The 22,531-nt window shown below is 64.8% G+C and carries 16 protein-coding genes, 1 tRNA gene and 3 pseudogenes; 10 read left to right on the plus strand and 10 right to left on the minus strand.

Annotated elements, in window-relative coordinates; all coding sequences use genetic code 11:
* Positions 1–113: 113 nt before the first annotated feature.
* Genes mksF through mksB form a run of 3 tightly spaced genes read right to left on the minus strand, consistent with a single transcriptional unit; the run spans position 114 to position 4,928 of the window.
* On the minus strand, positions 114–2,945 hold the full coding sequence (mksF, locus tag QIY50_14400; GenBank protein ID WGV18658.1) for an Mks condensin complex protein MksF: 2,832 nt from the start codon (positions 2,943–2,945) through the stop codon (positions 114–116).
* Complete coding sequence (mksE, locus tag QIY50_14405) at positions 2,942–3,649, minus strand: Mks condensin complex protein MksE (GenBank protein WGV18659.1); 708 nt, start codon at positions 3,647–3,649, stop codon at positions 2,942–2,944. Before mksE ends, mksF begins: the two co-directional genes overlap by 4 nt.
* Positions 3,639–4,928 (minus strand): Mks condensin complex protein MksB, encoded by a 1,290-nt coding sequence (gene mksB, locus QIY50_14410; GenBank protein WGV18660.1) that lies wholly within the window; start codon positions 4,926–4,928, stop codon positions 3,639–3,641. Before mksB ends, mksE begins: the two co-directional genes overlap by 11 nt.
* Before the next feature lie 300 nt (positions 4,929–5,228).
* Between mksB and QIY50_14415 the strand changes: the two genes are divergently transcribed.
* Together QIY50_14415 and rimI are read left to right on the plus strand one after the other, a co-directional pair.
* The gene (locus QIY50_14415; protein ID WGV18661.1) at positions 5,229–6,014 is read left to right on the plus strand and encodes an energy transducer TonB; all 786 of its coding nucleotides are present in this window, start codon (positions 5,229–5,231) and stop codon (positions 6,012–6,014) included.
* Complete coding sequence (gene rimI / locus QIY50_14420) at positions 6,011–6,466, plus strand: ribosomal protein S18-alanine N-acetyltransferase (GenBank protein ID WGV18662.1); 456 nt, start codon at positions 6,011–6,013, stop codon at positions 6,464–6,466. Before QIY50_14415 ends, rimI begins: the two co-directional genes overlap by 4 nt.
* A 56-nt stretch (positions 6,467–6,522) precedes the next feature.
* Here rimI and QIY50_14425 read toward each other — a convergent pair whose 3' ends face one another.
* A complete protein-coding gene (locus QIY50_14425) occupies positions 6,523–7,680 on the minus strand; it encodes a hypothetical protein (protein ID WGV18663.1) in 1,158 nt (385 codons plus the stop codon).
* Between the two features lie 66 nt (positions 7,681–7,746).
* Between QIY50_14425 and QIY50_14430 the strand changes: the two genes are divergently transcribed.
* The gene (locus QIY50_14430) at positions 7,747–8,328 is read left to right on the plus strand and encodes a D-Ala-D-Ala carboxypeptidase family metallohydrolase (GenBank protein WGV18664.1); all 582 of its coding nucleotides are present in this window, start codon (positions 7,747–7,749) and stop codon (positions 8,326–8,328) included.
* Here QIY50_14430 and QIY50_14435 read toward each other — a convergent pair.
* On the minus strand, positions 8,268–9,185 hold the full coding sequence (locus QIY50_14435; GenBank protein WGV18665.1) for a LysR substrate-binding domain-containing protein: 918 nt from the start codon (positions 9,183–9,185) through the stop codon (positions 8,268–8,270). The two genes, QIY50_14430 and QIY50_14435, sit on opposite strands and share 61 nt — an antisense overlap.
* Before the next feature lie 228 nt (positions 9,186–9,413).
* Here QIY50_14435 and QIY50_14440 point away from each other — a divergent pair, with 228 nt between their 5' ends.
* Positions 9,414–10,028: a LysE family transporter gene (locus QIY50_14440; GenBank protein WGV18666.1), complete on the plus strand. Its 615-nt coding sequence runs from the start codon at positions 9,414–9,416 to the stop codon at positions 10,026–10,028.
* A gap of 82 nt (positions 10,029–10,110) precedes the next feature.
* Here the strand turns inward: QIY50_14440 and QIY50_14445 are convergent.
* Both QIY50_14445 and QIY50_14450 read right to left on the minus strand, forming a co-directional pair.
* Positions 10,111–10,187, minus strand: a tRNA-Met gene (locus QIY50_14445).
* Between the two features lie 100 nt (positions 10,188–10,287).
* Positions 10,288–10,965: pseudogene (locus tag QIY50_14450) on the minus strand (FecR domain-containing protein).
* A 76-nt stretch (positions 10,966–11,041) separates the two neighbouring features.
* Between QIY50_14450 and QIY50_14455 the strand changes: the two are divergent.
* The 3 genes and pseudogenes from QIY50_14455 (at position 11,042) to QIY50_14465 (ending at position 13,857) form a co-directional block, all read left to right on the plus strand.
* Positions 11,042–12,254: pseudogene (locus QIY50_14455) on the plus strand (MFS transporter).
* 224 nt (positions 12,255–12,478) lie between these two features.
* Positions 12,479–12,616 (plus strand): hypothetical protein, encoded by a 138-nt coding sequence (locus tag QIY50_14460; protein ID WGV18667.1) that lies wholly within the window; start codon positions 12,479–12,481, stop codon positions 12,614–12,616.
* A gap of 83 nt (positions 12,617–12,699) precedes the next feature.
* A complete protein-coding gene (locus QIY50_14465) occupies positions 12,700–13,857 on the plus strand; it encodes an MFS transporter (GenBank protein ID WGV18668.1) in 1,158 nt (385 codons plus the stop codon).
* 173 nt (positions 13,858–14,030) lie between these two features.
* On the opposite strand, the gene QIY50_14470 is transcribed toward QIY50_14465, so the two are convergent.
* The 3 genes from QIY50_14470 to QIY50_14480 all read right to left on the minus strand — a co-directional run bounded on the left by QIY50_14470 (position 14,031) and on the right by QIY50_14480 (position 18,054).
* Positions 14,031–16,499, minus strand: a complete 2,469-nt coding sequence (locus tag QIY50_14470) for a TonB-dependent siderophore receptor (GenBank protein ID WGV18669.1) — start codon at positions 16,497–16,499, stop codon at positions 14,031–14,033.
* 96 nt (positions 16,500–16,595) lie between these two features.
* Positions 16,596–17,552: a FecR domain-containing protein gene (locus QIY50_14475; protein ID WGV18670.1), complete on the minus strand. Its 957-nt coding sequence runs from the start codon at positions 17,550–17,552 to the stop codon at positions 16,596–16,598.
* Positions 17,539–18,054 (minus strand): sigma-70 family RNA polymerase sigma factor, encoded by a 516-nt coding sequence (locus QIY50_14480; protein WGV18671.1) that lies wholly within the window; start codon positions 18,052–18,054, stop codon positions 17,539–17,541. The genes QIY50_14475 and QIY50_14480 overlap by 14 nt, the downstream gene beginning before the upstream one ends.
* Before the next feature lie 172 nt (positions 18,055–18,226).
* Between QIY50_14480 and QIY50_14485 the strand changes: the two genes are divergently transcribed.
* The 3 genes and pseudogenes from QIY50_14485 to QIY50_14495 all read left to right on the plus strand — a co-directional run bounded on the left by QIY50_14485 (position 18,227) and on the right by QIY50_14495 (position 22,523).
* Positions 18,227–18,853, plus strand: coding sequence for a DNA-3-methyladenine glycosylase (locus QIY50_14485; protein ID WGV18672.1), 627 nt, complete (start codon positions 18,227–18,229; stop codon positions 18,851–18,853).
* A 148-nt stretch (positions 18,854–19,001) separates the two neighbouring features.
* Positions 19,002–20,054, plus strand: coding sequence for a bifunctional DNA-binding transcriptional regulator/O6-methylguanine-DNA methyltransferase Ada (ada, locus tag QIY50_14490; GenBank protein ID WGV18673.1), 1,053 nt, complete (start codon positions 19,002–19,004; stop codon positions 20,052–20,054).
* A 56-nt stretch (positions 20,055–20,110) separates the two neighbouring features.
* Positions 20,111–22,523, plus strand: a pseudogene (locus tag QIY50_14495) (DUF3772 domain-containing protein).
* The last annotated feature ends 8 nt before the right edge of the window (positions 22,524–22,531 follow it).

Below are 22,531 nucleotides of genomic sequence, written 5' to 3' on the forward strand. Positions count from 1 at the left end.
GCCGGGAGGCCTTCGGCCTCCATCGCGACACAAGGCCGCTCCTACAGGGATATGCGTTCCCCTGTAGGAGCGGCCTTGTGTCGCGAAAGGGCCGCAAAGCGGCCCCAGCGATCTCAGGCTAACTCTTCAGCCTGGTCCTCACGCACAACCGCCTTCACCTCATCCCGACGGCTGATGAACTTCCAGTCCGCTTCGTCGATGTAGATGCCATTCGGCCCGCTGCCACCTTCCAGGTCGATCGCCACGCGCGCCGACACCTGCGGCTTCACGCTCGCCAGAATCGGCACGAAGCCCAGCTGCAGGCTGGTCTCCAGCAGCGCCGCCTGGTTGCGTTCGTCGATGTCCGCCGCTTCGTCCAGGTAGTACGGCAGGCGGATGCGACCGGCCAGGTCGCGGTCCATCAGGTGCAGCAACAGGTACATGTTGGTCAGCGCCTTGATGGTCATGGTAGTGCCGTTGGATGCCGCACCGTCGATGTCGGCATGGATCACCGGCTGGCCGTTGACCTTGGTAATTTCAAACGCCAGCTCGAACAGGTCCTTCAGGCCCAGTTGGTTGTGGTTGGCCGCCACCAGTCTTGCCAGGTATTCCTTGGCCTCTTCGTTCTTGTTGTCCTGCTCGGCGCTCTGGGTCAGGTCGAATACCGACAGGGTTTCGCCCTCTTCGTACTGACCGGCGCTGTGGATGATCTGGTCGATGTGCTTGAGCGCTTCCTTGTTCGGCGCCAGCACCACGCGGAAGCTCTCCAGGTTCGATACCTGGCGCTTGTTGATTTCGCGGTTGAACAGGGCCAGCTGGTGTTCGAGGCTGTCGTAGTCGCTGCGAATGTTGCGCAGGGTCCGGGCGATGTCGGTGACTGCGGCGCGGCGGGCCTTGGCCAGGGTCAGCGCTTCGTCGGTGCGGTGCGCGTAGGCGTTCACAAGCAGCTGCAGGCGGCGTTCCATGTCGTCTTCGCTGTCGAACTTGGCCACGCCTTTCAGGCGTACCTGGGCGTACAGCGCCTCGATCTGGTTGTCCACCCGCTGCAGGCTCTGCCAGCTGTCCTGGTAGTCGTTGAGCAGTGGCAGCAGGTTGTCCATCGAATCGTCGATGGCTTCCATGTACGGCGTGCCGTAGGGCAGGTCGGCCGGCAACAGCTGACGACGGCGCAGGGCGTCTTCCAGGGTGCGCTGCTTGGCCTCGAGGTCGCCGATCTGCCGGCCGACCAGCTGCAGCTTGGCGGACAGTTGCTGGACACGTTCGGTGAAGGCGTCGCTGGAGCGCTTGAGTTCGTCCTGGGCGGCTTCGAGCTGCGACAGCTGTTCCAGTTTCTCGGGCTCTTCGGCGGCCAGGGTTTCGCTGCGGCGGAAGTCTTCCAGCGCTTTTTGCGCGTCCAGTACTTCCTGGTACAGCGTTTCGGTCTGCGCCTTGGAGGCGGAGCGGTCGGCGGCCACGGCTTGCTGGGTCTTGAGCTGCTTCAGCTCTTTTTCCAGGCGCTCTTTCTGGTCACGCAGAGCGGCACGGTCGGCCAGGGCCTGCAGCGCCGGTGGGTCGATGTGCGACAGGTCGATCGACAGCCCCGGGGCTTCGAAGCGTTCGCCTTTGAAGCCCTCGAGCACCGCCTCCAGCGATTTTACCCACAGGTCGCTGTCGTCCAGTTCGATACCGCGGTCGCCCAGCGGCAGGCTGAACAGCGCGCCGTTGAACAGGCGCATCAGGCGGTCGACGTCCTGCTGCGAGAACTCTTCGCGCAGGCGGGCATAGCTGTTGTTGTCGGCGTGGTCGAGCTGTTGCCTGACCTGCTTCAGGCGCTTTTCCAGGTCGCGGACGCGTTCGTCCAGGTCTTCGGCGCTGAACTGCCGCGACTGGGCCAGGGCGCCGGCCAGTTCGTCGTGGGCGTCCTTGGCCGCCAGCAGTTGCTGCTCCAGCACCTTGACGTCATCGACCAGGGCGAAGCGGTGCTTGAGCACCGACAGCTCGCCCAGCCAGCGCTGGATACCGGTAATTTCACGCTCAAGGCGCATCAGTTCCTGGGTGCCACCGCGCTGGTCGTTCTGCAGGCGGTCCTGCTCGCCACGGTAGTGCTCGGCCTGGATCACCAGCTCTTCCTTGCGCGCCATGGCGTATTCCTGCCAGGTGCCCAGCAGGGTGTCGAGCACAGGCGAAATGCGGTGCAGCTTGCCACGCAGGATGTCGCGCTGGGCCACACCACCGGCCAGGGCTTCGACCAGCGGCCCGGCGGCGACCAGGGCGTTGTAGTCCTGTTCCATGCGGCGCACGTCGCGGAAGGCTTCCTCGCACGCGGCGATGTAGTCGACGCTACCGGAGCGCAGGCTGTGCTCGAAGGCATCGAGGAACAGCTGCTTGAGCTTGGCGGCGGTGATTTCGCGCATGTGCAGCAGGTTGATGAACAGCGCGCGGAAGGTTTTCAGGCTTTGCTCGCTGGTCGAGCGCAGCGGGATCATGGTCAGGTCCAGCGGCACCGAGGTGTGCCCACCGACCAGCAGACGCCGCAGCTCATCCGGCTTCAGCTCGTAGGCCTTGATCCCTAAGCGCTCGAGGTTGGTGAACAGCTCTTTCTGGCGCAGGCAGGTGTCGTTCTTCTGGTAGTGGGCCAGGTCCAGTTCGCCCTTGTAGGCAAAGAACTGGTGGCCGAAACCGCCGCCCGGTCCGCGGCCGACAACGCCGATGACGTGCGGGCCGTGGGGCAGGCTCAGTTCACAGAGAATGTACGAGGTGTCGCTGGCGAAGTAGAAGCGGCGCGACTGCTCGAGGCTGTACTTGCCGAAGCTCATGTCGGACATGCGCGCCAGGATCGGGAACTGCAAGGCGTTGATCGACGCCGATTTACCCAGGTTGTTGGCACCGTAGACCGACAGCGGGTGTTCCAGCGGGAACAGGCCAAGGCTGTAGCCGGCGGTGTTGAGCAGTGCGAAGCGGCGGATGCCGTAGCGTTCCTGGCTCATGCGTCAATCTCCTGTTGCTCTTCGCGGATGGCCCGGGCCAGGGCTTCCTCTTCGCTTTCCTCGCCCTCGAAGGGGCTGAGGTCGAGCGGGTCGTCGGTGCGGTTGAGTTCTTCGGGGCTTTCTTCCTCGACCAGCACCGGGGTCGGCAACGGCAGGTCGCTGTGCAGGGTGGCCGCCAGGTCGCGGTCCTGCTGCACGGCCAGGCACACGTCGAGGAAACGGTGCATCGGTGGCAGGAAGCGGTAGATGCCACCTTCCTCGAAGGCGAAGCCGAGCTGGGTCATGCGGCGCAGGATTTTTTCTTCCAGCTCGTCCACGGTCTGCACTTCGGCCTGCAGGAACAGGTCGCGGTACTTGTCCAGCAGCGAGGGCAGTTCGTCACGGCCGATGCTGCCGCCATCGAGCACGGCCATCGGGTCGCGACCCTGGTCGGCCAGGTGTTCGACCAGGATGAAGGTGAACAGCGACAGGCGCTGCGCGGTCTTGTTGACCTGCGCGGCGGTCATGTCCGGCACGAAGTAGTAGAAGCCACGGGTGTCACACACCAGTTCGAAGCCCAGGGCCTTGAACAGGGTGCGGTACTGGTCCTGGAAGTTCGACAGCTGGGCGTACAGCTCGGGGTCGCGGCGGCTGACGTGGAAGCCTTTGAACAGCTCGCGGAAGATCGGCGCGAGCTGGGACAGTTCGGAAAGATCAAGATGCATGGGCTGGGCTCGCGTTGGATTCGGTAGGCGCGCTGGCGGCGTCTTCGCGGCTGGAGGTCAGGGCGAACGAGCGCAGGCTGACCAGGTGTTCCTGAGTGGTGTATTCGCGGCGGTCGAGGCGTTCGCGCTTGAAGCGCTTTTCCCGCGACAGGCGCGAGAACCAGTACAGCAGCTCGTCGGTGGCGCCTTCGGGCTCCTGCTCCAGCAGCCAGACCATCAGGTCGGGCAGCGGCAGGGCCTGTTCGCAGCGTTCGGCCATTTCCTTGACCGTGCGCGGTGCACGGGGCAGGGCGCCGGACTGGGTCTTGTGGGCCTTGGGGAAACGCGCCGGCTTGGGCTCGAAGCGGGCCAGGGCGTAGACGTAGGCCTCGACCTGGCTGGCGCTGCCGAGGAAGGTGCTTTGCGGGCGGGTGAACATCGGCATGGCTGCTTGCGGCACGGCATCGATGCCCTTGCGCCGGATAACCGACAGGGCCAGCGCGGCGCCACGGGTCACGGCGTTGTGCCGGCGGGCTTCTTCACGCAGCGGTAGCAGCAGTTCGCGGGCATGGCGCAGGGTCAGCTGGGCGCTGGTCTGCATTTCCAGGATGCGCGCATGGGTGCGCAGCAGCATGTCGTCGTCGACCAGGTGGCCCAGGCGCGCCTGTTCGCCCAGCAGCTTCAGCAATACGGTCTCGACCTTGCGTACGCCCTGTTCGAAGGCGCCGTCGGCGTTGACCAGCTGGATCATCGGCTCGACATACTCGTCCCAGGTCGCCAGTACTTCGGCATAGCGCTGGCGTAGCGGGATCTGGCGGTTGCTGGTCTTGGCCCGTTCGGCCACGGCCACCAGTGCCTGCTCGTCGTTGTCGAGCTTCTTCAGTACATCGCGCACGCGCATGTCGAGCAGGCGCAGCTGGCGTGCCAGGTCGTCGCTGTCGCGATTGTCGAAGGCGTCCTGGATATGCCCGGCCAGGCGCTCCAGGTGGCGCAGGTAGGCTTCGATCTCCAGGCACAGGCCTAGCCGGTGTTCGCGGCGCAGGTAGGCGAGGAAATCGTGGATCTGCGCGTTGAGCTCGAAACGGTTCGGGCTCTTGGCCACCGGGACCAGGATATCCAGACGGATCCACACGTCGAGCAGCTGGGTGATGTCCTGCGGGGTGCTCTCGACCTGCTGGCGGCCCACATGCTGACGCAATTCGACCAGGCTCAGGGTGCCCTGGTCGAAACGCTCGCACAGCGGCTCGATCAGGGCCCAGTGTTCGGCTAGGGCGCGCAGGACGCGCTTGGGTTCGATCATTGGCTTCGACTCGTTGCCAAGAAAAAGGGGGCGATTGTACTGCATCCGGGGGGGAGGTTTTCACCCCTTGGTCTGTAATGGGCGATAACCTTTGCTTGCGCAGGGGATTCACTGGCCTCTTCGCGGGCTTGCCCGCTCCCACAGGTCCTTCATGCACCTCAACTCTGGGTGATACCTGTGGGAGCGGGCGCGCCCGCGAATGGGCCGGCACAGGCAACAAAAATCCGCCGACCAGTTGCAGCACTCGAAAGCCAACAGCGTTAGAATGCCCCACTGTCTTCACCCCTCGGATACCCGCTCTTGCTCACCGAACCCCGTCGCCGCGCCTACCTTTCCGCCATGCAAGTGGTGCACTGGCTGCCGCGCGCCGAACTGCCGTTCGCCGCACCGTCGCGGCCCGAGCTGCTGCTGCCGCTGGCGCCGGTCGAGGACCTCGAGTTCGATGTCAGGCCGGCACCGGCTGCCACCGAGGCGCCAGCCATCCCCCAGGCTCGCTCCGGCGAGCGGCCGAAAATCGAGATTCCGCGCCCGGGCAGTGCGCCCAAGCCGGTCGCCAAGCCCGCCGAGGCCGAGGAGCAGGCCGCACCGCCACGCCCGGCCCCGGTGCCGCCCCCACGCTTCTCGCTGCAGTTGCTGCGCGCTGGCAGTTGCCTGCTGCTGGTGGAGTTGGCCACCGGCCAGCCGTTCCAGAGCCGCGACCCGTCCTACCTGCTGCTCAAGGACATGCTGCGCGCTGCCGGCCTGCCCGACGCCCCGCAGATCATCGGCGAGCCGGTGCGCTGGCCGCTGCTGGTGCGCGGCAACATGGACCAGGGCCCGGAGGCGGCGCGCGATTTCGTCCAGGGCTTTGTCCAGGCGCGCCTGGAGGACGCCCCGTGCACCTGCCTGTGGCTGGTCGGCCTGCCGGCGCTGCGCTTTGCCGCCAATGCCGATGGTGACGCCTATTACCAAACCCTGAAGCTCGAGGGCCTGGGCGAAGCCTGGGCCTTGCCGGGCCTTGAATTGTTGATGGACGAGCCGCAGCGCAAGGCGGACGTCTGGAAAGCCATGCGCCAGCTGATGGCGCGCTGGAAGAGCGTTGAATGAGTGACTCGATCAGCTTCCGCCCGATGACCGAGGCGGATCTGGATGCCGTACTTAAGATCGAATATGCCGCGTTCAGTCATCCCTGGACCCGCGGGATCTTTCAGGATGCGCTCAAGTCGTACGAAGTCTGGCTGATGTTCGACGGCCAGCAGCAGGTGGGGCATGGCGTGATCAACGTGATCATCGACGAGGCGCACCTGCTCAACATTACCGTCAAACCGGAAAACCAGGGCCGCGGGCTGGGCCTGCGCCTGCTTGAGCACCTGATGGCCCGGGCCTACCAGCTCAATGGTCGCGAGTGCTTCCTGGAAGTGCGTGCCAGCAACCAGTCGGCCTATCGTTTGTACGAGCGCTACGGTTTCAACGAAATCGGCCGCCGTCGCGACTATTACCCGATCGCCGGCGGCCGCGAGGATGCGCTGGTGATGGCCTGCACCCTGCTCGAAGACTGAGCAGGCCTGCACCGGCCCTTTTCGCGGGCAGGGCCGCGAAAGGGCCGGTGTGTCGATCACAAATCCAGCGGCTGAACCTCGGCCGGCTTGTCCAGCTCGCGCAGGCTTCTGGTCACGCTGCCGGTATTGCATTTGGCGGCCGCCTGCTCCGGCGTGTACTTGCGCACGATGCGGAAGAATAGCTCGCAAGTCTGTTTCTTCTGCGTTACCTGCCACTTGGTCGAGCAGGCATCCAGCGTCAGCCTGGCATCGGCCCGTTGATTGCGCCCCATCCCTGCCTGCCAGCAGGCCGCGGTCAGGTCCTGCCCCATCATTTTCAGGCCGGCGGCATCGGCTGCATCCTGGTCGCCACCGTGGCTGTCCTTGTTCGCCGCATACCAGATGGCACTAGGGTGGTTGGCACCCAGCACCGGCACCTTGGCACCTGGCTGCGGGCTGATGCTGACCAGACCCAGCACATCTACCCGCGGCCCGTACTGCTGTTGGATCCAGCTGCGTACCGGCGCACCGAAGGCCACCATCGGCAGGGGCCTGGCGGGGTTCTGCAGGGTCATTTCGCCGACCATGCGTACCTGGTAGTCCTTGAAGTAGCTGTAGGTTTCCTTCAGTGTTTCGCCCGCGCTGGCCGGTGCGGCGATGGGAGCGATATCGATGATGGTCTGGTAGGCCGGGGTCTGGCTGGCGTCGACGCCATTGAATGTCAGCAGCTCGGCCCAGCGGTCGGTGGTGTTAGAGCGCAGGTAGTCCTGGGCCTGGGTCAGTGAATAGTCCGGCGGGAAGTGCAGCAGCTCGATGCTGCGCCGGTTCTGCAGGGCCATGCCCAGTGGCAGGAACAGGTACCAGTCGTAGGACCATTTACCGTCCTTGTTCAGCCGGGTGGCTCCCTGATAGGCCAGTTCACCGCTGTCGAGCAGCTTGCGCAGCGGCTTGGCATAGCTTGCGGGTACGCCACTGATGGTTGCGTGCAGGCGGTCATTGTCGCGGCTAACCTGCACCTGGGCGGCGGCATGGCCGTCGCGGCGTACGCTCTGGGTCAGGTAGTGTTCGACGGTCTGCTCCAGGGTCCAGTCGCGATAACAGATCACGTGGCAGTTGTTGGGGTAGGCGAAGAGGCGGGTAACGCGCTGGGCATCGCCCAGGTCGATGCGTGCGTCGGCGGCGGCAAGGCCGCTGAAGGCCAGGGCGGCGAGGCTCGGTAAGGCAATCTTGTGCATGCTTAACTCCTTGTTGGGCGCTGCCGTGCTCGGCAGTGTGCACATACTGTGGCAGGGGGAGCAGGGATGAAAAGGGCTGGATGGCTGCCGCTGGCACTGGGCATGCTGTGTGCTGCAGTGCAGGCCGATGAGCGTGACTTGTGGTTGTTCGCGCAATGGGCCGGGGACCATCAGACACGGCCGTTTCGCCAGATGCTGGTGGATGCACGCCTGTATGGTGTGGTGCCGATCCATCAGTTGCTGCGTTCGGCTTCGGACTGGAAGCTGTGCCGTGCGTCCCCTTTCGCCGTGCCACCTGCCAGTAACTGGCCGGCCGTGCGGTCGACGCTCGCGCTGATCAAGACGCTCGACGAGCAAGGCATCCTGCGCCAGTTCGAGGTGGTTTCGGCCTACCGCGATCCACGCCTGAACGTTTGCGCCGGCGGGGCCGCCAACAGCGCCCACACTCGCGCCTTCGCCGTCGATATCCTGCTACCCGCCTGGGCGGACCCCAACCCGCTGTGCCGTTTCTGGCAGCAGCATGGCCAGGCCTGGAACATGGGCCTTGGGCGCTATCCGTCCGGGCGTATTCATGTGGATACCGCGGGTTATCGTACCTGGGGTGGTGACGGCCGTTCGGCTTCGTCGTTCTGCATCAAGCCCGGATGAGCCAGGCAGTCCCGGCATTCGCCCATCACCCATGCGGCGAAGCGCTGGCGCTTGCCGCCATCTTCCAACGGCTGCGGGCTGAGCAGGTGGTAGGCCGAGCCGTCGCGCACAAAGCCGAACGGCGCCTGCAACTGCCCGCTGTCGAGTTCATCACGCACCATCAGGGCTGAGGCCATGGCCAGGCCCAGGCCGGCGCTGGCAGCCTGGATCGACAGGTAGAAATGTTCATAGTCGCTGCGCTCGGTGTGCCGGGCCTGCTGACCGCTCAGGCGCAGCCAGGTGGGCCACGCGCCGGGGCGGGTGGCGCTGTGCAGCAGGCGTTGGCCTTCAAGCTGGATGGGAGCGGTGGGGTGACACACCGGGCCGATCCATTCGTCGCAGATCTTCTGGTGGTACAGCTGCTTGTCCCAGTGGAAGTCATCGCGGCGTATTGCCAGGTCGACACCGCTGCGGGCGAAGTCCAGTGGCCCGCCTGCGGCCACCAGGTGCAGCTGCAGGTCGGGGTGGGCGGCATGGAAGCGGGGCAGGCGCGGGATCAGCCAGCGCATGGCGATGGTCGGTTCGCACGACAGCACCAGCACATTGTCGCGGGCCTGTTGCTGCAAATGCTGCACGGCGCCTTCTAGCTGCTCGAAGATCGCCTGGGTGGTGCCCTGCAAGGCACGGCCGGCAGGAGTGAGGAAAATGGCCCGGTTGCGGCGCTCGAACAGCTCCACGCCAAGGCTTTCTTCAAGCAGGCGCACCTGGCGGCTGACTGCGCCATGGGTGACGTGCAGGTGCTCGGCGGCGCGCACGAAGCTCTCGGTCCGGGCGGCTATGTCGAAGTAGCGGAAGGCGTTGAGTGGCGGCAGTTTCATGGCATCCCTGTTTGCCTGTGCCGACCTCTTCGCGGGCTTGCCCGCTCCCACAGGGTTTCACAGCGACTTGTGGGAGCGGGCGAGCCCGCGAAGAGGCCGGCACCGGCACTACACCTCTGTGAAGAAAACTATCAGATTTGCCTCACTATAAATCGATTTTTCCTGGGCCATAAGCTCTCGATAATTACCTGGTCTGTGCATTTCCATCGCCTATCGAGAGCCACCAGCATGACCGAACTCATCGCCGTCGCCCTGTTCACCCTGCTCGCCGTCATCAGCCCTGGTGCCGACTTCGCCATGGTCACCCGCAGTAGTTATGCACAGGGTCGCAAGGCCGGGCTGGCTGCCGCCGTTGGCATTGCGCTGGGGGTGCAGGTGCATGTTCTGTACACGGTGCTGGGCATCGCGGTGATCATCAGCCAGAGCCCGGCTTTGTTCCTGGGCATGAAAGTGCTGGGCGCGGGTTACCTGGTTTACCTGGGTTACCAGTCGCTGACCAACACCCGGCGCATCAGCCTTGACGGCGTCGCCAGCTCTGCGGCCAGCGTAACGCAGGCCCTGCGCACGGGCTTTCTGACCAACGCCTTCAACCCCAAGACCATGCTGTTCGTCATCAGCGCCTTCACCCAGGTGGTGCAACCCGGCAGCCCGCTGGTACTGGATTTTGCCTACGGCGCTTTCATGTCCGTTGCCCACTGGCTGTGGTTCAGCCTGGTGGCGGTGTTCTTCTCCAGCACGGCATTGCGCAAGGCGATGATCGAGCGGCAAATGCTGGTGGATCGGCTGATCGGCCTGGCGCTGATCGGGCTTGGTCTGGCCGTCGCTGTTACCGGCGTGCGTTGAGGCAGGAGAAGGAGGGCGGGCCTGGGTATTTTTCGCAGGCAAAGAAAAAGGGCTTACCTTGCGGTAAGCCCTTCGTCTTGTTTGGTGGCTACACAGGGACTTGAACCCCGGACCCCAGCATTATGAATGCTATGCTCTAACCAACTGAGCTATGTAGCCGATGGCGCGCATTATTCTCTTGAACGGCCCCCCTGTCAACACTCATTTCAAAAAAAATTTGCACGCTTTCAAAAACTTAGCGGCCAGCCCCAGGGTCTGCCTTGCCCAACGGCATGCCGCCGGCTTTTATCTGCCCGCTGCGCCAGCCATCGGCGGCCTTGAGGTCGGCGTGCTGCACCGGGCCGATACGTTCGCCATCGAAGGTTACCCGCTCGCCCGCCGAGACCAAGCGCTGTTCGCCGTCCTGGGTAACCATGGCTTTGCCGGTTAGTACCACCAGTTCGTCATGGTCAGCGCGGCGAGCGACCTGCAGGCGGGTACCGAACACCTGGATGCGCGCATCTCCCACCGTCACCTCCATGGCCCGGCCATCCAGCATCACTTCAATGGCAACCTGGCCCTGCACCAGGTGCAGCTGGCGCGTGCGGCCGCGCAGGTCGGCGTTCATCGCGCTGGCACCTTCCAGGTGCAGGAGGGTTCCATCGGCCAGTCGCAGGCTGCGTCGCTCACCTGTATCGGTGTGCAATTGGCTACCCAGACGCTGCATCAGCGGCCAGTAGAGGTAGGCGGTAGTACCCAGCCCCAGCAGGAACAGAAGCGCCAGCCCCTTGCCCAGATGGCTGCGGCGGGTGGTGATCGGTCGTGGACGGGGGCGAGCAGGCATCGGGCTCATGGGTTCGGTCTGCTCGCGATAAGGGCGGTTTCGCCCAATGAAGACAGAGGATTTGGCAAGGATGCTATTTATATTGAGAACCATTTGCAAGTACGCCGCATCAGCGAATTAAAAAAGGTAGCTATCTATCTATTCGTTTCCCGATAATCGGATCCCAACCTACGGATGGAGACCCAGGCACATGGCTATCAGTAGCGCCTCCACTGCATCCACCAGTGCGGCGAGCCAAGCCACGCCGCTGGTGATGCGCATCATCGGTTTCTGCGCTTTGGCGCACCTGATCAATGACCTGATCCAGTCGGTGTTGCCGGCGATCTACCCCATGCTCAAGGCCAACTACGACCTGAGTTTCGCCCAGATCGGCATGATCACTCTCACGTTCCAGATCACCGCCTCGCTGCTGCAGCCCTGGGTCGGCTTCTTTACCGATCGGCGGCCTGCGCCCAATCTTGCTGCCGCTGGGCACCCTGTGCACCTTGGTGGGTATCGTGATGCTGGCCTTCGTCGGCAGCTTCCCGATGATTCTGCTGGCCTCGGCGCTGGTGGGTATCGGCTCGTCGACCTTCCACCCGGAGACCTCGCGGATCGCGCGCCTGGCCTCGGGCGGGCGCTTCGGCCTGGCCCAGTCGACTTTCCAGGTTGGCGGCAACACCGGCTCGGCGTTCGGCCCGTTGCTGGCGGCGGCCATTGTCATTCCGTTCGGACAGACTCACGTGGCCTGGTTCGGCCTGGCTGCGCTGTTCTTCCTCGGCGTCACCCTGATGCTGCGTGGCTGGTACAAGGAGCACCTCAACCAGGCCAGGGCGCGCAAGGCCGTGCAGGCGACCCATGGCATTTCCCGCGGGCGGGTGGTTGCGGCGCTGATCGTGCTGGGCCTGCTGGTGTTCTCCAAGTACTTCTACATGGCGAGCTTCACCAGCTACTTCACCTTCTACCTGATCGAGAAGTTCGGTGTGTCGGTGGCCAGCTCGCAGCTGCACCTGTTCCTGTTCCTCGGTGCGGTGGCGGCGGGAACCTTCTTTGGCGGGCCGATCGGTGACCGCATCGGGCGCAAGGCCGTGATCTGGTTCTCGATCCTCGGCGTGGCGCCGTTCACCCTGGTGCTGCCGTATGCCGACCTGTTCTGGACCACTGTGTTGAGCGTGGTGATCGGCTTTATCCTGGCTTCGGCGTTTTCAGCGATCGTGGTGTATGCGCAGGAGCTGGTGCCGGGCAGCGTGGGCATGATCGCCGGGATCTTCTTCGGCCTGATGTTCGGCTTTGGTGGCATTGGTGCCGCCTTGCTGGGGTATGTGGCGGACCTGCGTGGTATCGAGTACGTGTACGAGGTATGTTCGTTCCTGCCGTTGTTCGGGTTGTTGGCGGTATTCTTGCCGAGTACCGGCAAGCGCTGATATCGCCGGGGGCTGCTTTGCAGCCCATCGCCGGCAAGCCAGCTCCCACCTCGACCGGCATCGCCCTCGAGCCATGCGCAGCCCCTGCAAGACAGTTGCTCTCCACCTGTGGGAGCTGGCTTGCCGGCGATGGGGCGCGTAGCGGCCCCCGACGATTGACGGCCTGACACCCTTGGCCTAGAGTGCCGCCTCTTTTCCCAACCACCTGCGTAGTAGTCAAAGCAATGTGCCGTACCCAGTCCCTGCCAGACGCCCGCCAGCCTGCCTTCCAGGCCCTGCGTCGTGCGTGGCCGAGCGACACGGTGCTCAAGCGTCGCCGCAGCGTGCTGTTTGCCTTCACCTTCTCGCCACACCTCGCCTGAGCTGATCTGCGCTTTCGCGTCGCTCGCCGCCCTGGCGGGCGCGCCTGTGTCTGCACGTCTTTTCGGTTTGCAAGGAGTGGTACATGAACATGCGTTTGCTGGCGGGCCTGTTGTTCGCCGTTTCGGTCGTGGGTTTCAGTCTGGGGGCCAGCCTGCCGCTGGTGTCGTTGCGCCTGCATGATGCCGGTGCGAGCACCCTGGAAATCGGCATCATCTCGGCCATCCCCGCTGCGGGCATGATGCTCTCGGCGTTCCTGGTCGACGCCTGCTGTCGCCACCTCACCCGGCGCACCATCTACCTGCTGTGCTTCAGCCTGTGCACGCTCAGCATTGCCTTGCTCGAGTCGGCGTTCGGCTCACTGTGGCTGCTGGCGCTGTTGCGCCTGGGCCTGGGGCTGGGCATGGGTATCGCCATCATCCTCGGCGAGTCGTGGGTAAACGAACTGTGCCCGGAGCACAACCGCGGCAAGATCATGGCCCTGTACGCCACCAGTTTCACCGGCTTTCAGGTGCTCGGCCCGGCCATGCTGGCGGTACTGGGCGCCGACAGCCCTTGGATCACCGGTGTGGTCACCGCCTGCTATGGCCTGGCGCTGCTGTGCATCGTGCTGACCGTGCCCAACGACCATGTGGAACATGAAGAGGGCGAAAAAAGCTTCGGCCTGGCTGGTTTCTTCCGTGTAGCGCCGGCGTTGTGCGTAGCGGTTTTGTTCTTTTCTTTCTTCGATGCCGTGGTGCTGTCGTTGCTGCCGGTGTATGCCACCAGCCATGGCTTTGCCGTGGGCGTGGCGGCGCTGATGGTGACCGTGGTGTTTGCCGGTGACATGTTGTTCCAGTTGCCGCTTGGCTGGTTGGCCGACCGGGTGGAGCGCACCGGGCTACACCTGGTGTGCGGGCTGCTGGCAATGGCGATCGGTATCGGCCTGCCCTGGCTGCTGAACCTGACCTGGCTGCTGTGGCCGCTGCTGGTGCTGCTGGGCGCCGTGGCAGGCGGCATCTATACCCTGGCGCTGGTGCTGATCGGGCAGCGCTTCAAGGGGCAGGACCTGGTTACCGCCAATGCCAGCGTGGGTTTGTTGTGGGGTGTGGGTAGCCTGGTAGGGCCCTTGGTGAGCGGTGCGGCGATGGATGTGGCGCCGCATGGTCTGCCCATCGCGCTGGCGCTGATGGCCGGGTTGTTCGTGTGCTTTGCCCGGCAGTCGTACCGGTGCGCGGGGCGGTTGCGGGCGGTGGTGGACTGAGGTCCTCCAGGGCTGCACGGTCCCTGTAGGAGCGGCCTTGTGTCGCGATAGGGCTGCGAGGCAGCCCCGGCGATATCTGCGGCGCTGCTGAGGCCCGGGGGCCGCTTTGCGGCCCTATCGCGACACAAGGCCGCTCCTACAGGAATGGTGCCAGCCGGTCAGGCAAATGCCTGTCAGAAACTCCCGCGCAAGGTCACCGACACATTGCGCGGCTCCCCCCAGTAGTACCCCGTCGCCGTGGTGCCGATCTGTCGGTAGTACTTCTTGTCGAAGATGTTGTTGGCGTTCAGTTGCACCGAGTAGTTGTCGTTGATGCGATACCCGAGCATGCCGTTGTATACCGCATACCCCGCCTGGGTCGCCTTCGCCGTGCCGCTTTCGGAATAGATGTCGCTCTGCGCCTGCACGCCGCCGCCAATGGTCCAGGCATCCAGCGTGCCCGGCAGGCGGTAGCTGGTGAACAGCCGCAGCATGTGCTCCGGGTCGGTGGTGCGGATCGCGTTGCCATTGGTGGCTGCCGAGTTCTTCAGGTACTCGGTGGTGTTGTAGGTGTAGCCACCGGTGACCTGCCAGCCCGGCAGCACTTCGCCGGAAATTTCCAGGTCGATGCCCTCGCTGCGGCTCTTGCCCGAGGCGATCTTGCAGCGGCCGGTGGTGCCGTTGCAGCCGATCTCCGTGGACATGTCATCCACTGGCGTACCCACTTGGTTGATACGGAAAAACGCTAGGCTGGTGTTCAGCCGGCCATCGTAGAACTCGCCCTTGATGCCCGTTTCGTAGGCTTCGCCGATGATCGGGTCGAGCACCGAGTTGTTTTTGTCCACCACTGTCTGCGGGCTGAATATCTCGGTGTAGCTGGCGTACACGCTGAAGTTGTCATTCAGGTCGTAGATCAGCGCCGCGTACGGCACGATCTTCTCGTCGACGCTGAACTTGCCGTTGGCACTGGCGTTGTTTTCCTGTTCGTAGTCATACCAGTTGGCCCGCGCGCCGATGATCGCGGTCAGCGGTTCGGCCAGCGAAATGCGCCAGGTGGCGTGTGCGGCTTGCTGGGTAGTACGGGTGCGCACCGGGTGGGCGGTGATGTCGATGTCCGGCTCTGGCAGGCTGGTTTTCGGGTCCCAGTAGCGGATGTCGTACAGCCCGGAAACCACCCGGTTGGTGGCCGAAGCGTAGGAGTCGTTGCGGATCCGCTCGACCCCGACCATCAGCTCGTGGGTGCGGCCAAACAGGTCGAACGGGCCGTTGAGGGTGGCGCTCAGGTTGTTCTGCAGGCTCTCGCCGCCGTCGCCTTCGGTAACCTGGTATTGCATCAGGTACGGATTGCCGGTGGGGTTCAGGTTGGCCGGTGCGCGCTCCATGTAGGTTTGCTTGAAGCCATGGTCGTCCAGCTCGAAGTGGGTACGCAGGGCCATCAGCTTCAGGGTCCAGTCGTTGTCGAAGCGGTGTTCCAGTTCGGCAAAGGTGTTCAGGTTGCTGCGGTCCCAGCGGTTCCAGTCGGCGCCCAGGTAGGTGCTGCGGCCGAAGGGCAGGGGGGCGCCACTGGCGTCGGCGGGCAGGTTGCCCCAAGCGCCGGTGGCGTCGAGCTTGGTCCACTCGACACCGGTGGTCAGCGTGGTGCTGTCGTCCAGGTCGAAGGCCAGCGAGCCGCCGAATGCTTCCTTGCGCTCCATGCGCGAGTCCTGGAACAGGTCGCGGTCGTCATGCACGGCGATCACCCGCCCGCGTACGTTGCCGGCTTCGGTCAGCGGGCCGGAGATATCGGCCACGTAGCGCTGGGCATTCCACGAGCCCATGGTCACGCTGCCCGTAGCCTGGAAATCATGGGTCGGGCGCTTGCGCACCAGGTTCACCGTGCCCGACGGGTTGCCGGCGCCACGCAGCATGCCGGTGGCACCGCGCAGCACTTCGGCGCGGTCGATGAACGCCGAGTCTGTCTGGATGAACGAACCGCCACCGCTGCTCTGCACCACGGTGGCGCCGTCATACTGGATGGCATCGATGGCAAAGCCACGCGAGTAGTACTGCACCCGCTCGCTGTCGGTGTAGTTGACCACCACGCCGGGAGTCTGCTCCAGCAGGTTGGTCAGGTTGGTGATGTTCTGGTCATCGATGCGCTGGCGGGTTATCACACTGACCGATTGCGGGGTATGGCGCAGGGTTTGCGGCATCTTGCCGATGGTCACTTCGCCGGTGGTGTAGGAGCCGGTGTGCTCGGTGGTTTCGCCCAGGCGGTCGCTGGAAATGCTGGTCGCGCCTAGTTCAAGGGCGTTTCCCACCTCCAGGGCCGGGATCAGCAGGAAGCTGGTTGCGCTTTCCTGCTGGACCTGAACGTTGCTGCCCTGCAACAGGATCGATAGCGCCCCTGCACTGTCATGGCGGCCCTGCACGCCGCGGGTGGTCTTGCCCTGCAGGCTGTTCGCGTCGAACGACAGGCTCAGGCCGCCCTGGCGGGCCAACTGGTCCAGCGCCGGGGCCAGCGGGCCGGCCGGGATGTTCCAGTCAGTCTGCTGGCTCTGGCTGGCCACTGCAGCCTGGGCCATGGCCGGGAAGGCACCGCCAGCTGCCAAGCCAAGGCCGAACACGGCCGCGCGCACGGCACGGCGCAGCCTGTCGTTGCGAGGGGAACACGGGGCAATCATGAAGCGCTCCTGAAGGTTGTGAAGACCACTTTTCGGGTTTTGTTCCTTCAGGCCGGACGAGAATGAGATTCCACCTCATTTATTTTCGGAATTTTTTCAGGCCGCACCGATGCTCACCCAAAAACGCGTGCGGTAGTCGACCCGCACCGGCAGGCTGCGGGTGAGCAGCTGCAGGATCTGCCCGGTGTCGGCCAGCTGGTAGGTACCGGACACCTTCAGGTCTGCCACTTCCGGGGCACAGCGCAGCAGGCCCGGGCGATAACGCGCCAGCTCGGCGATGAACTCGCCCAGCGGCATCTGCTGCACGCTGAGCACGCCGTCGGTCCAGCCCCAAGGGTCGCTGTACAGCGTCACCGCCTGGAAGCTGCCGCTGGCCCACACCTGCAAGGTTTCGCCTGGCAGCACCCGACGTGGCGAGGCTGAGGTAGGGAACAGCGTGACGTCGCCCCGGCGTACCCCCAGCAACAGGCCCTGGTCGTTCTCGCGCAGCAGCAGTTGCCCGTCGAGGGTGGCCAGTTGGCCAACGCGGGTGTCGATGCGGAACGGGCGGTTATCGTTGGGGTTGCTGTCCAGGCTCACCTCGCCACGCACCAGTTGCAGCCGGCGCTGCCCGGCGTTGTAACGCAGGTCGATGGCGCTGGCGGTATTGAGCTGGATACGGCTGCCATCGCTGCCTTGCAACTGGCGGCGCTCGCCGGTGGCCGTGCTGCTGTCAGCCAGCATCTGAGGTATGCCCAGCGGTTCGCGCGCGGCCCAGCCCAGGCTGCCGCCCACGGCCAGCACAGCCAGAAGCTTGAGGTGGTCGCGGCGGCTGATGCGCTGGCGTTGGCTGCCATCCAGAGTGCGGCGGCTCAGGCCCTTGGGCAGCCCGGCCAGTTCGTCACTGAGGTGGCTGACCCGCTGCCAGGCCAAAGGGTTGTGCGGATGGCTGGCCAGCCAGTGCTGGAACTGCTGCTCGGTACGCGGGCAGGGGCTGTCGAAGCGCAACTTCACCAGCCAGTCGATGGCCTGGTCGACCTGCGCCTGCGCGGGCGCGTTGTCAGGCGTCGGCATAGCGCAACCGGTAGCAGACGGCCAGAGCCTTGGCCAGGTCCCGCTCGACGGTGGCCCGCGACACACCCAGGCGCAGGGCGACCTGCACGATGCTCAAACCGTCGAGCTGAGCCAGCAAAAATGCCTGGCGGGCACGCGGTTTCAGCTGGTGCAGGGCACGGTCGAGGCGCGCCAGGGTATCAAGGATGACCAGTCGATCCTCTTCGCTGGGCACCTCGGCTTCGGGCAGATGAGCCAGGCTTTCCTGGTAGGCCCGTTCCAGCGCGCGGCGGCGGAACTGGTCGATCATCAGGCCGCGGGCGATGCTGCTGAGGTAGGCGCGTGGTTCCTTCAGCGGCGACAGCTGGCGCGCCCGCAAAAGCCGCACGAAGGTATCCTGGGCCAGGTCGGCGGCGTGCTCGCTGCAACCCACCCGGCTGCGCAGCCAGCCGCTAAGCCAGCTGTGGTGGGCCTGGTAGAGCAGAGCGACCTCGGTCGGCTTGAGCGTGTCGTTGATCTGCATCTTGGCGAAGGCCTGGTCCTGGGGATATATGCGATTGTGAATTGTTCTCAATTCTATGCGCGGGGGCTGGCGCTGAGCAATGGCATGCCAGGAATTAGTCGCGCAAGAACCGGCGTTTGCCCGATGAACGGCTGCGCTAAGCTGGACCTGCAATCGACTTGATGGAGGTGCCATGATCCTGGCCGATCTTTCGCCTGACGCGTACCGCGAGGCCACCGAATACCTGGCGGCGCTCGACCCGGACTGGTCGCGGCATATCGCGGCGACCGGGCCTTGCCTGCACCAGGCCACGCCGGGGCGTGAGCCATACGAGGTGTTGGTACGGGCGATTGCCTACCAGCAGTTGCATGCCCGCGCTGCCGAGGCAATTCTGGGGCGGTTGTTGGCGCTGTTTCCGGACGCCGAGTTCCCTGGGCCGGAACAGTTGCTGGCGGTTACACCGGAAACCATGCGCGCCTGTGGTTTTTCCGCGAGCAAGATGGCGACGATCCAGGGTATCGCCCAAGGCCGGCTGGATGGCCTGGTGCCGACTCGGGAAGAAGCACTGGCCATGCCTGACGAGGCGTTGATCGAGCGGCTGGTAGCATTGCGCGGGGTAGGGCGGTGGACGGTGGAGATGTTGCTGATCTACAGCCTGGCGCGTTCGGACGTTCTGCCGGTCGATGATTTTGGCGTGCGCGAGGGGTATCGGCGGCTGAAGGGGCTGGACAAGGCACCGACGCCTGCGCAGATGCGTTCGCTGGGCGGCGGTTGGCGGCCGTACCGCACCGTGGCGGCCTGGTACCTGTGGCGGGCCTGAGGTTTTTGCATGGCCTGTACCGGCCCTTTCGCGGGCTTGCCCGCTCCCACAGGTACAGCGCAATTATCAAGGCAGACGCGATCCATGTGGGAGCGGGCATGCCCGCGAAGAGGCCGGCACAGGCGACAACTTATCTGGAAGCTGACCAATGAACCCCTACACCACCCCCGACCAACGCTGGCAAGCCGTGGCATCCCGCGAAAGCGCCGCCACCGGCCACTTCGTCTACGCCGTGCGCACCACCGGCATCTACTGCCACCCCGGCTGCAAATCACGCCTGGCCAAGCGAACCAACGTCGAGTTCTACGACACCCCGGCCGCCGCCGAAGCCGCCGGCTACCGCGCCTGCAAACGTTGTATAGCCACCACCAGCGCCACGCGCCACAGCCAGCTGGTTACCCGCGCCTGCCGGCTGATCGAAGCCAGCGACCCGGCGCCCAGCCTCGACCAACTCAGCGCCCGACTGGCCGTCAGCCCTTTCCACCTGCATCGCCTGTTCAAGGCCGAAACCGGCCTCACCCCCAAGGGCTACGCCACCGCTTTCCTTGCCCAGCGCCTGCGCGCCCACCTGGAAGATGGCCAGCGCTCTGTCACCGATGCCATCTATGACGCCGGTTACAATTCCAATAGCCGTTTCTACGAAAGCGCCGACCAGCGCCTGGGCATGCGCCCGCGGCAATACCGCGCCGGCGGCGCCGGGGCAACCATCCATTTCGCCCTCGGCCAGTGCTCTCTGGGCGCGATCCTGGTGGCCCAGAGCGAGAAGGGCATTTGCGCGATCCTGCTGGGCGACGACCCCGAGGCCCTGCTGCACGACCTACAGGACCAGTTCCCCAAGGCCCACCTGGTCGGCGGCGACAGTGCTTACGAACGGTTGGTCGCCGAGGTGGTGGGCTTCGTCGAAGCACCCGCGCTGGGCCTGGCCCTGCCACTGGATGTGCAAGGCACTGCGTTTCAGGAGCGGGTGTGGCAAGCCCTGCGCGAGGTGCCGGCCGGCAGCCGGGTCAGCTACACCGACATCGCCGAGCGCATCGGCGCACCCAAGGCGGTGCGTGCGGTGGCCATGGCCTGTGCGGCCAACCGCATCGCCGTGGCCATCCCCTGTCATCGAGTGGTGCGCCAGGACGGCGACATCAGCGGCTACCGCTGGGGTGTCGAGCGCAAACAACAGTTGCTCAAGCGAGAAACGGCACTCTCCTGATCGCGTGAAGCCGCGTAGAATCCCCCGCCAAATCGAATTGTAAAGAGGAATATTCGATGAGGCGTGTGAGCCTTGCCCGTTATTGCCCAGGCCTGATGGTTTTCATGGCCCTGATGCTGGCCATTGCCAGCCCGGCCTGGTCGGCCCCGGCCACGCCCTTGTCCAATCTGGCGGTTGCCGAAGCGAACGTGCTGGATGAAAACGCCAGCATCGAGCAGTTGAGCGAGCGGCTGGACCAGATACGCCAGGGCGTTACCCAGCGACGCCAATGACGATCTGCTTTCGCAGTTGCGTCTGGGCGCAATGCAGGTGCAGCGTCAGGCCGATGCGTTGACTGCCCTGCGCACCACTGATGTTGAAAAAGTCGACGACAAGCTCAAGGTCATCGGCCCGGTCCAGCTGGACGAGGCGGCTACCCTGACCCAGCAGCGTAAAGCGCTGGAGGCCGAGAAGAAAGCCTTGGTGGCGCAGCAGGACCAGGCCTCCAAGCTGACCCAGTCAGCGCGCGACTTGTCCACGCAAATCGTCAACCTGCGCCGCAGCCAGTTCAACTCGCAGATCACCAGCCGCGCGGCCTCCCCGCTGAGCCCGGCGTTCTGGCAAAGCATCATTCGCCCCACCCAGGACGATGTGGCACGCCTGCGTGACCTGCGTGGCGAGACGGCTGATGCCATCGGCAGTGCCTTCAGCGCCGAAAATCGCTGGCTGTTCGTTGCCAGCCTGGTGGCAGCAATCCTGGTCTGGACCTTGGTGCGCCGCATGCTCGAGCGTTTGCTGGCCAACGCCATGGTCAGCTGGCTGCCCGAAGGCCGCCTGCGCCGCAGTGCGTTGGCGCTGGGGGTGAGCCTGGCAACCCTGGGTACCATCGCCGGCTCGGTCTCGCTACTACGATGGGGGCTGGAGAGCAGCGCCGAGCTGGGCTCCGATATCGCCAGCCTGGCCAACCATGTACTTGCCCTGGTGGTGTTCAGTGCCTTCATCACCGGCCTGGGCCGCGCCATGCTGATGCTGCAGCGCCCGTCCTGGCGCCTGCCGCCGATTCACGATGAAGTGGCCAGTGCCTTGGGCTGGTTCCCCAAGGTGCTGGCGTTGGCGCTGATGGTCATGATGACCATGGAACGCATCAACAGCGTGATAGGTGCCAGCCTGGCGCTGACCGTGGCAGTCAACGGCCTCACCGCGCTGGTCGTGGCGGTCACCTTCGCCGGTGCGCTGCTGCGTTACCGCCGTACCCTGCGCAAGCATGACCTGGAGCGCCCCACTGGGCTGGCCGGGTTGATCCCGTTCGTGATGGTGATCTGGCTGACGCTGATCCTGCTGGCCCTGCTCACCGGTTACCTGACACTTGCCTATTTCCTGACTGCCAAGCTGCTGTGGGTGGGCCTGGTGGTCACCTGCGCCTATCTGCTGACCACGTTCTTTGGCGACCTCTGCGAAACCCTGCTGTCGCCCCGTCAACCCGGTGGCCTGGCGCTGGCCTCGACCCTGGGCCTGGCGCCACGCCACCAGGCCCAGGCCAGCACCATCCTGGCCGGCATCGGTCGCACCGTGGTGCTGTTCCTGGCGCTGCTGCTGGCACTGATGCCGTCGGGCACCAGCCCCAGCGAGCTGTTGCTGAGCCTGGGTGACTGGGACGGTACCGGCGGCAAGCTGCTGGGCAACATGAACATCGTCCCCCAGGACATCCTGTTGGCGCTGGTGATGTTCCTCGGTGGCTTGTTCGCCATCCGCGTGGTCAAGCGCTGGCTGAGCGATCGCCTGCTGCCGGAAACCGACATGGACGCCGGCATGCGTGCCTCGCTGGTGACCCTGGTGGGTTACCTGGGCTTCATCTTCCTGGCCATGCTGGTGATGTCGACTCTGCGTATCAACCTCACCAGCCTGACCTGGGTGGTCAGTGCCCTGTCGGTGGGTATCGGTTTCGGCTTGCAGCAGATCGTGCAGAACTTCATCTCCGGCCTGATCCTGCTGACCGAGCGCCCGGTTAAAGTGGGCGACTGGGTCAGCCTGGCGGGTGTCGAGGGCGATATTCGCCGTATCAACGTGCGCGCTACCGAGATCCAGATGTCCGACCGCTCGACGGTGATTGTGCCCAACTCGCAGTTCATCTCGCAGAACGTGCGCAACGTGACCATGGGCAATGCCCTGGGCGTGGTCGGCATTACCCTGACCTTGCCGCTGGAAACCGATGCCAACCGCGTGCGTGAACTGCTGCTGGCGGCTTACCAGGAGCACGAGGCGATTCTGGATGCGCCGGCCACGTCGGTGTCGTTCAAGGACCTGACCAGCAGCGGCATGGTGATTGGCGTGAGTGGTTACGTGGCGGGGCCGCGGCAGGTGTCCGGTACGCGCAGCGACCTGTTGTTCACCATCCTTGGGCGGTTGCGTGACGAGGGTATCGCCCTGTCGTCGCCGCAAAGCATGGTGCTGGTGCAGGAGGGCGCTCGCTCGGCTGACGAGTCGGTGTGAGCCTTGGG

It is taken from the genome of Pseudomonas putida, assembly GCA_029953615.1.
Lineage (GTDB): Bacteria > Pseudomonadota > Gammaproteobacteria > Pseudomonadales > Pseudomonadaceae > Aquipseudomonas.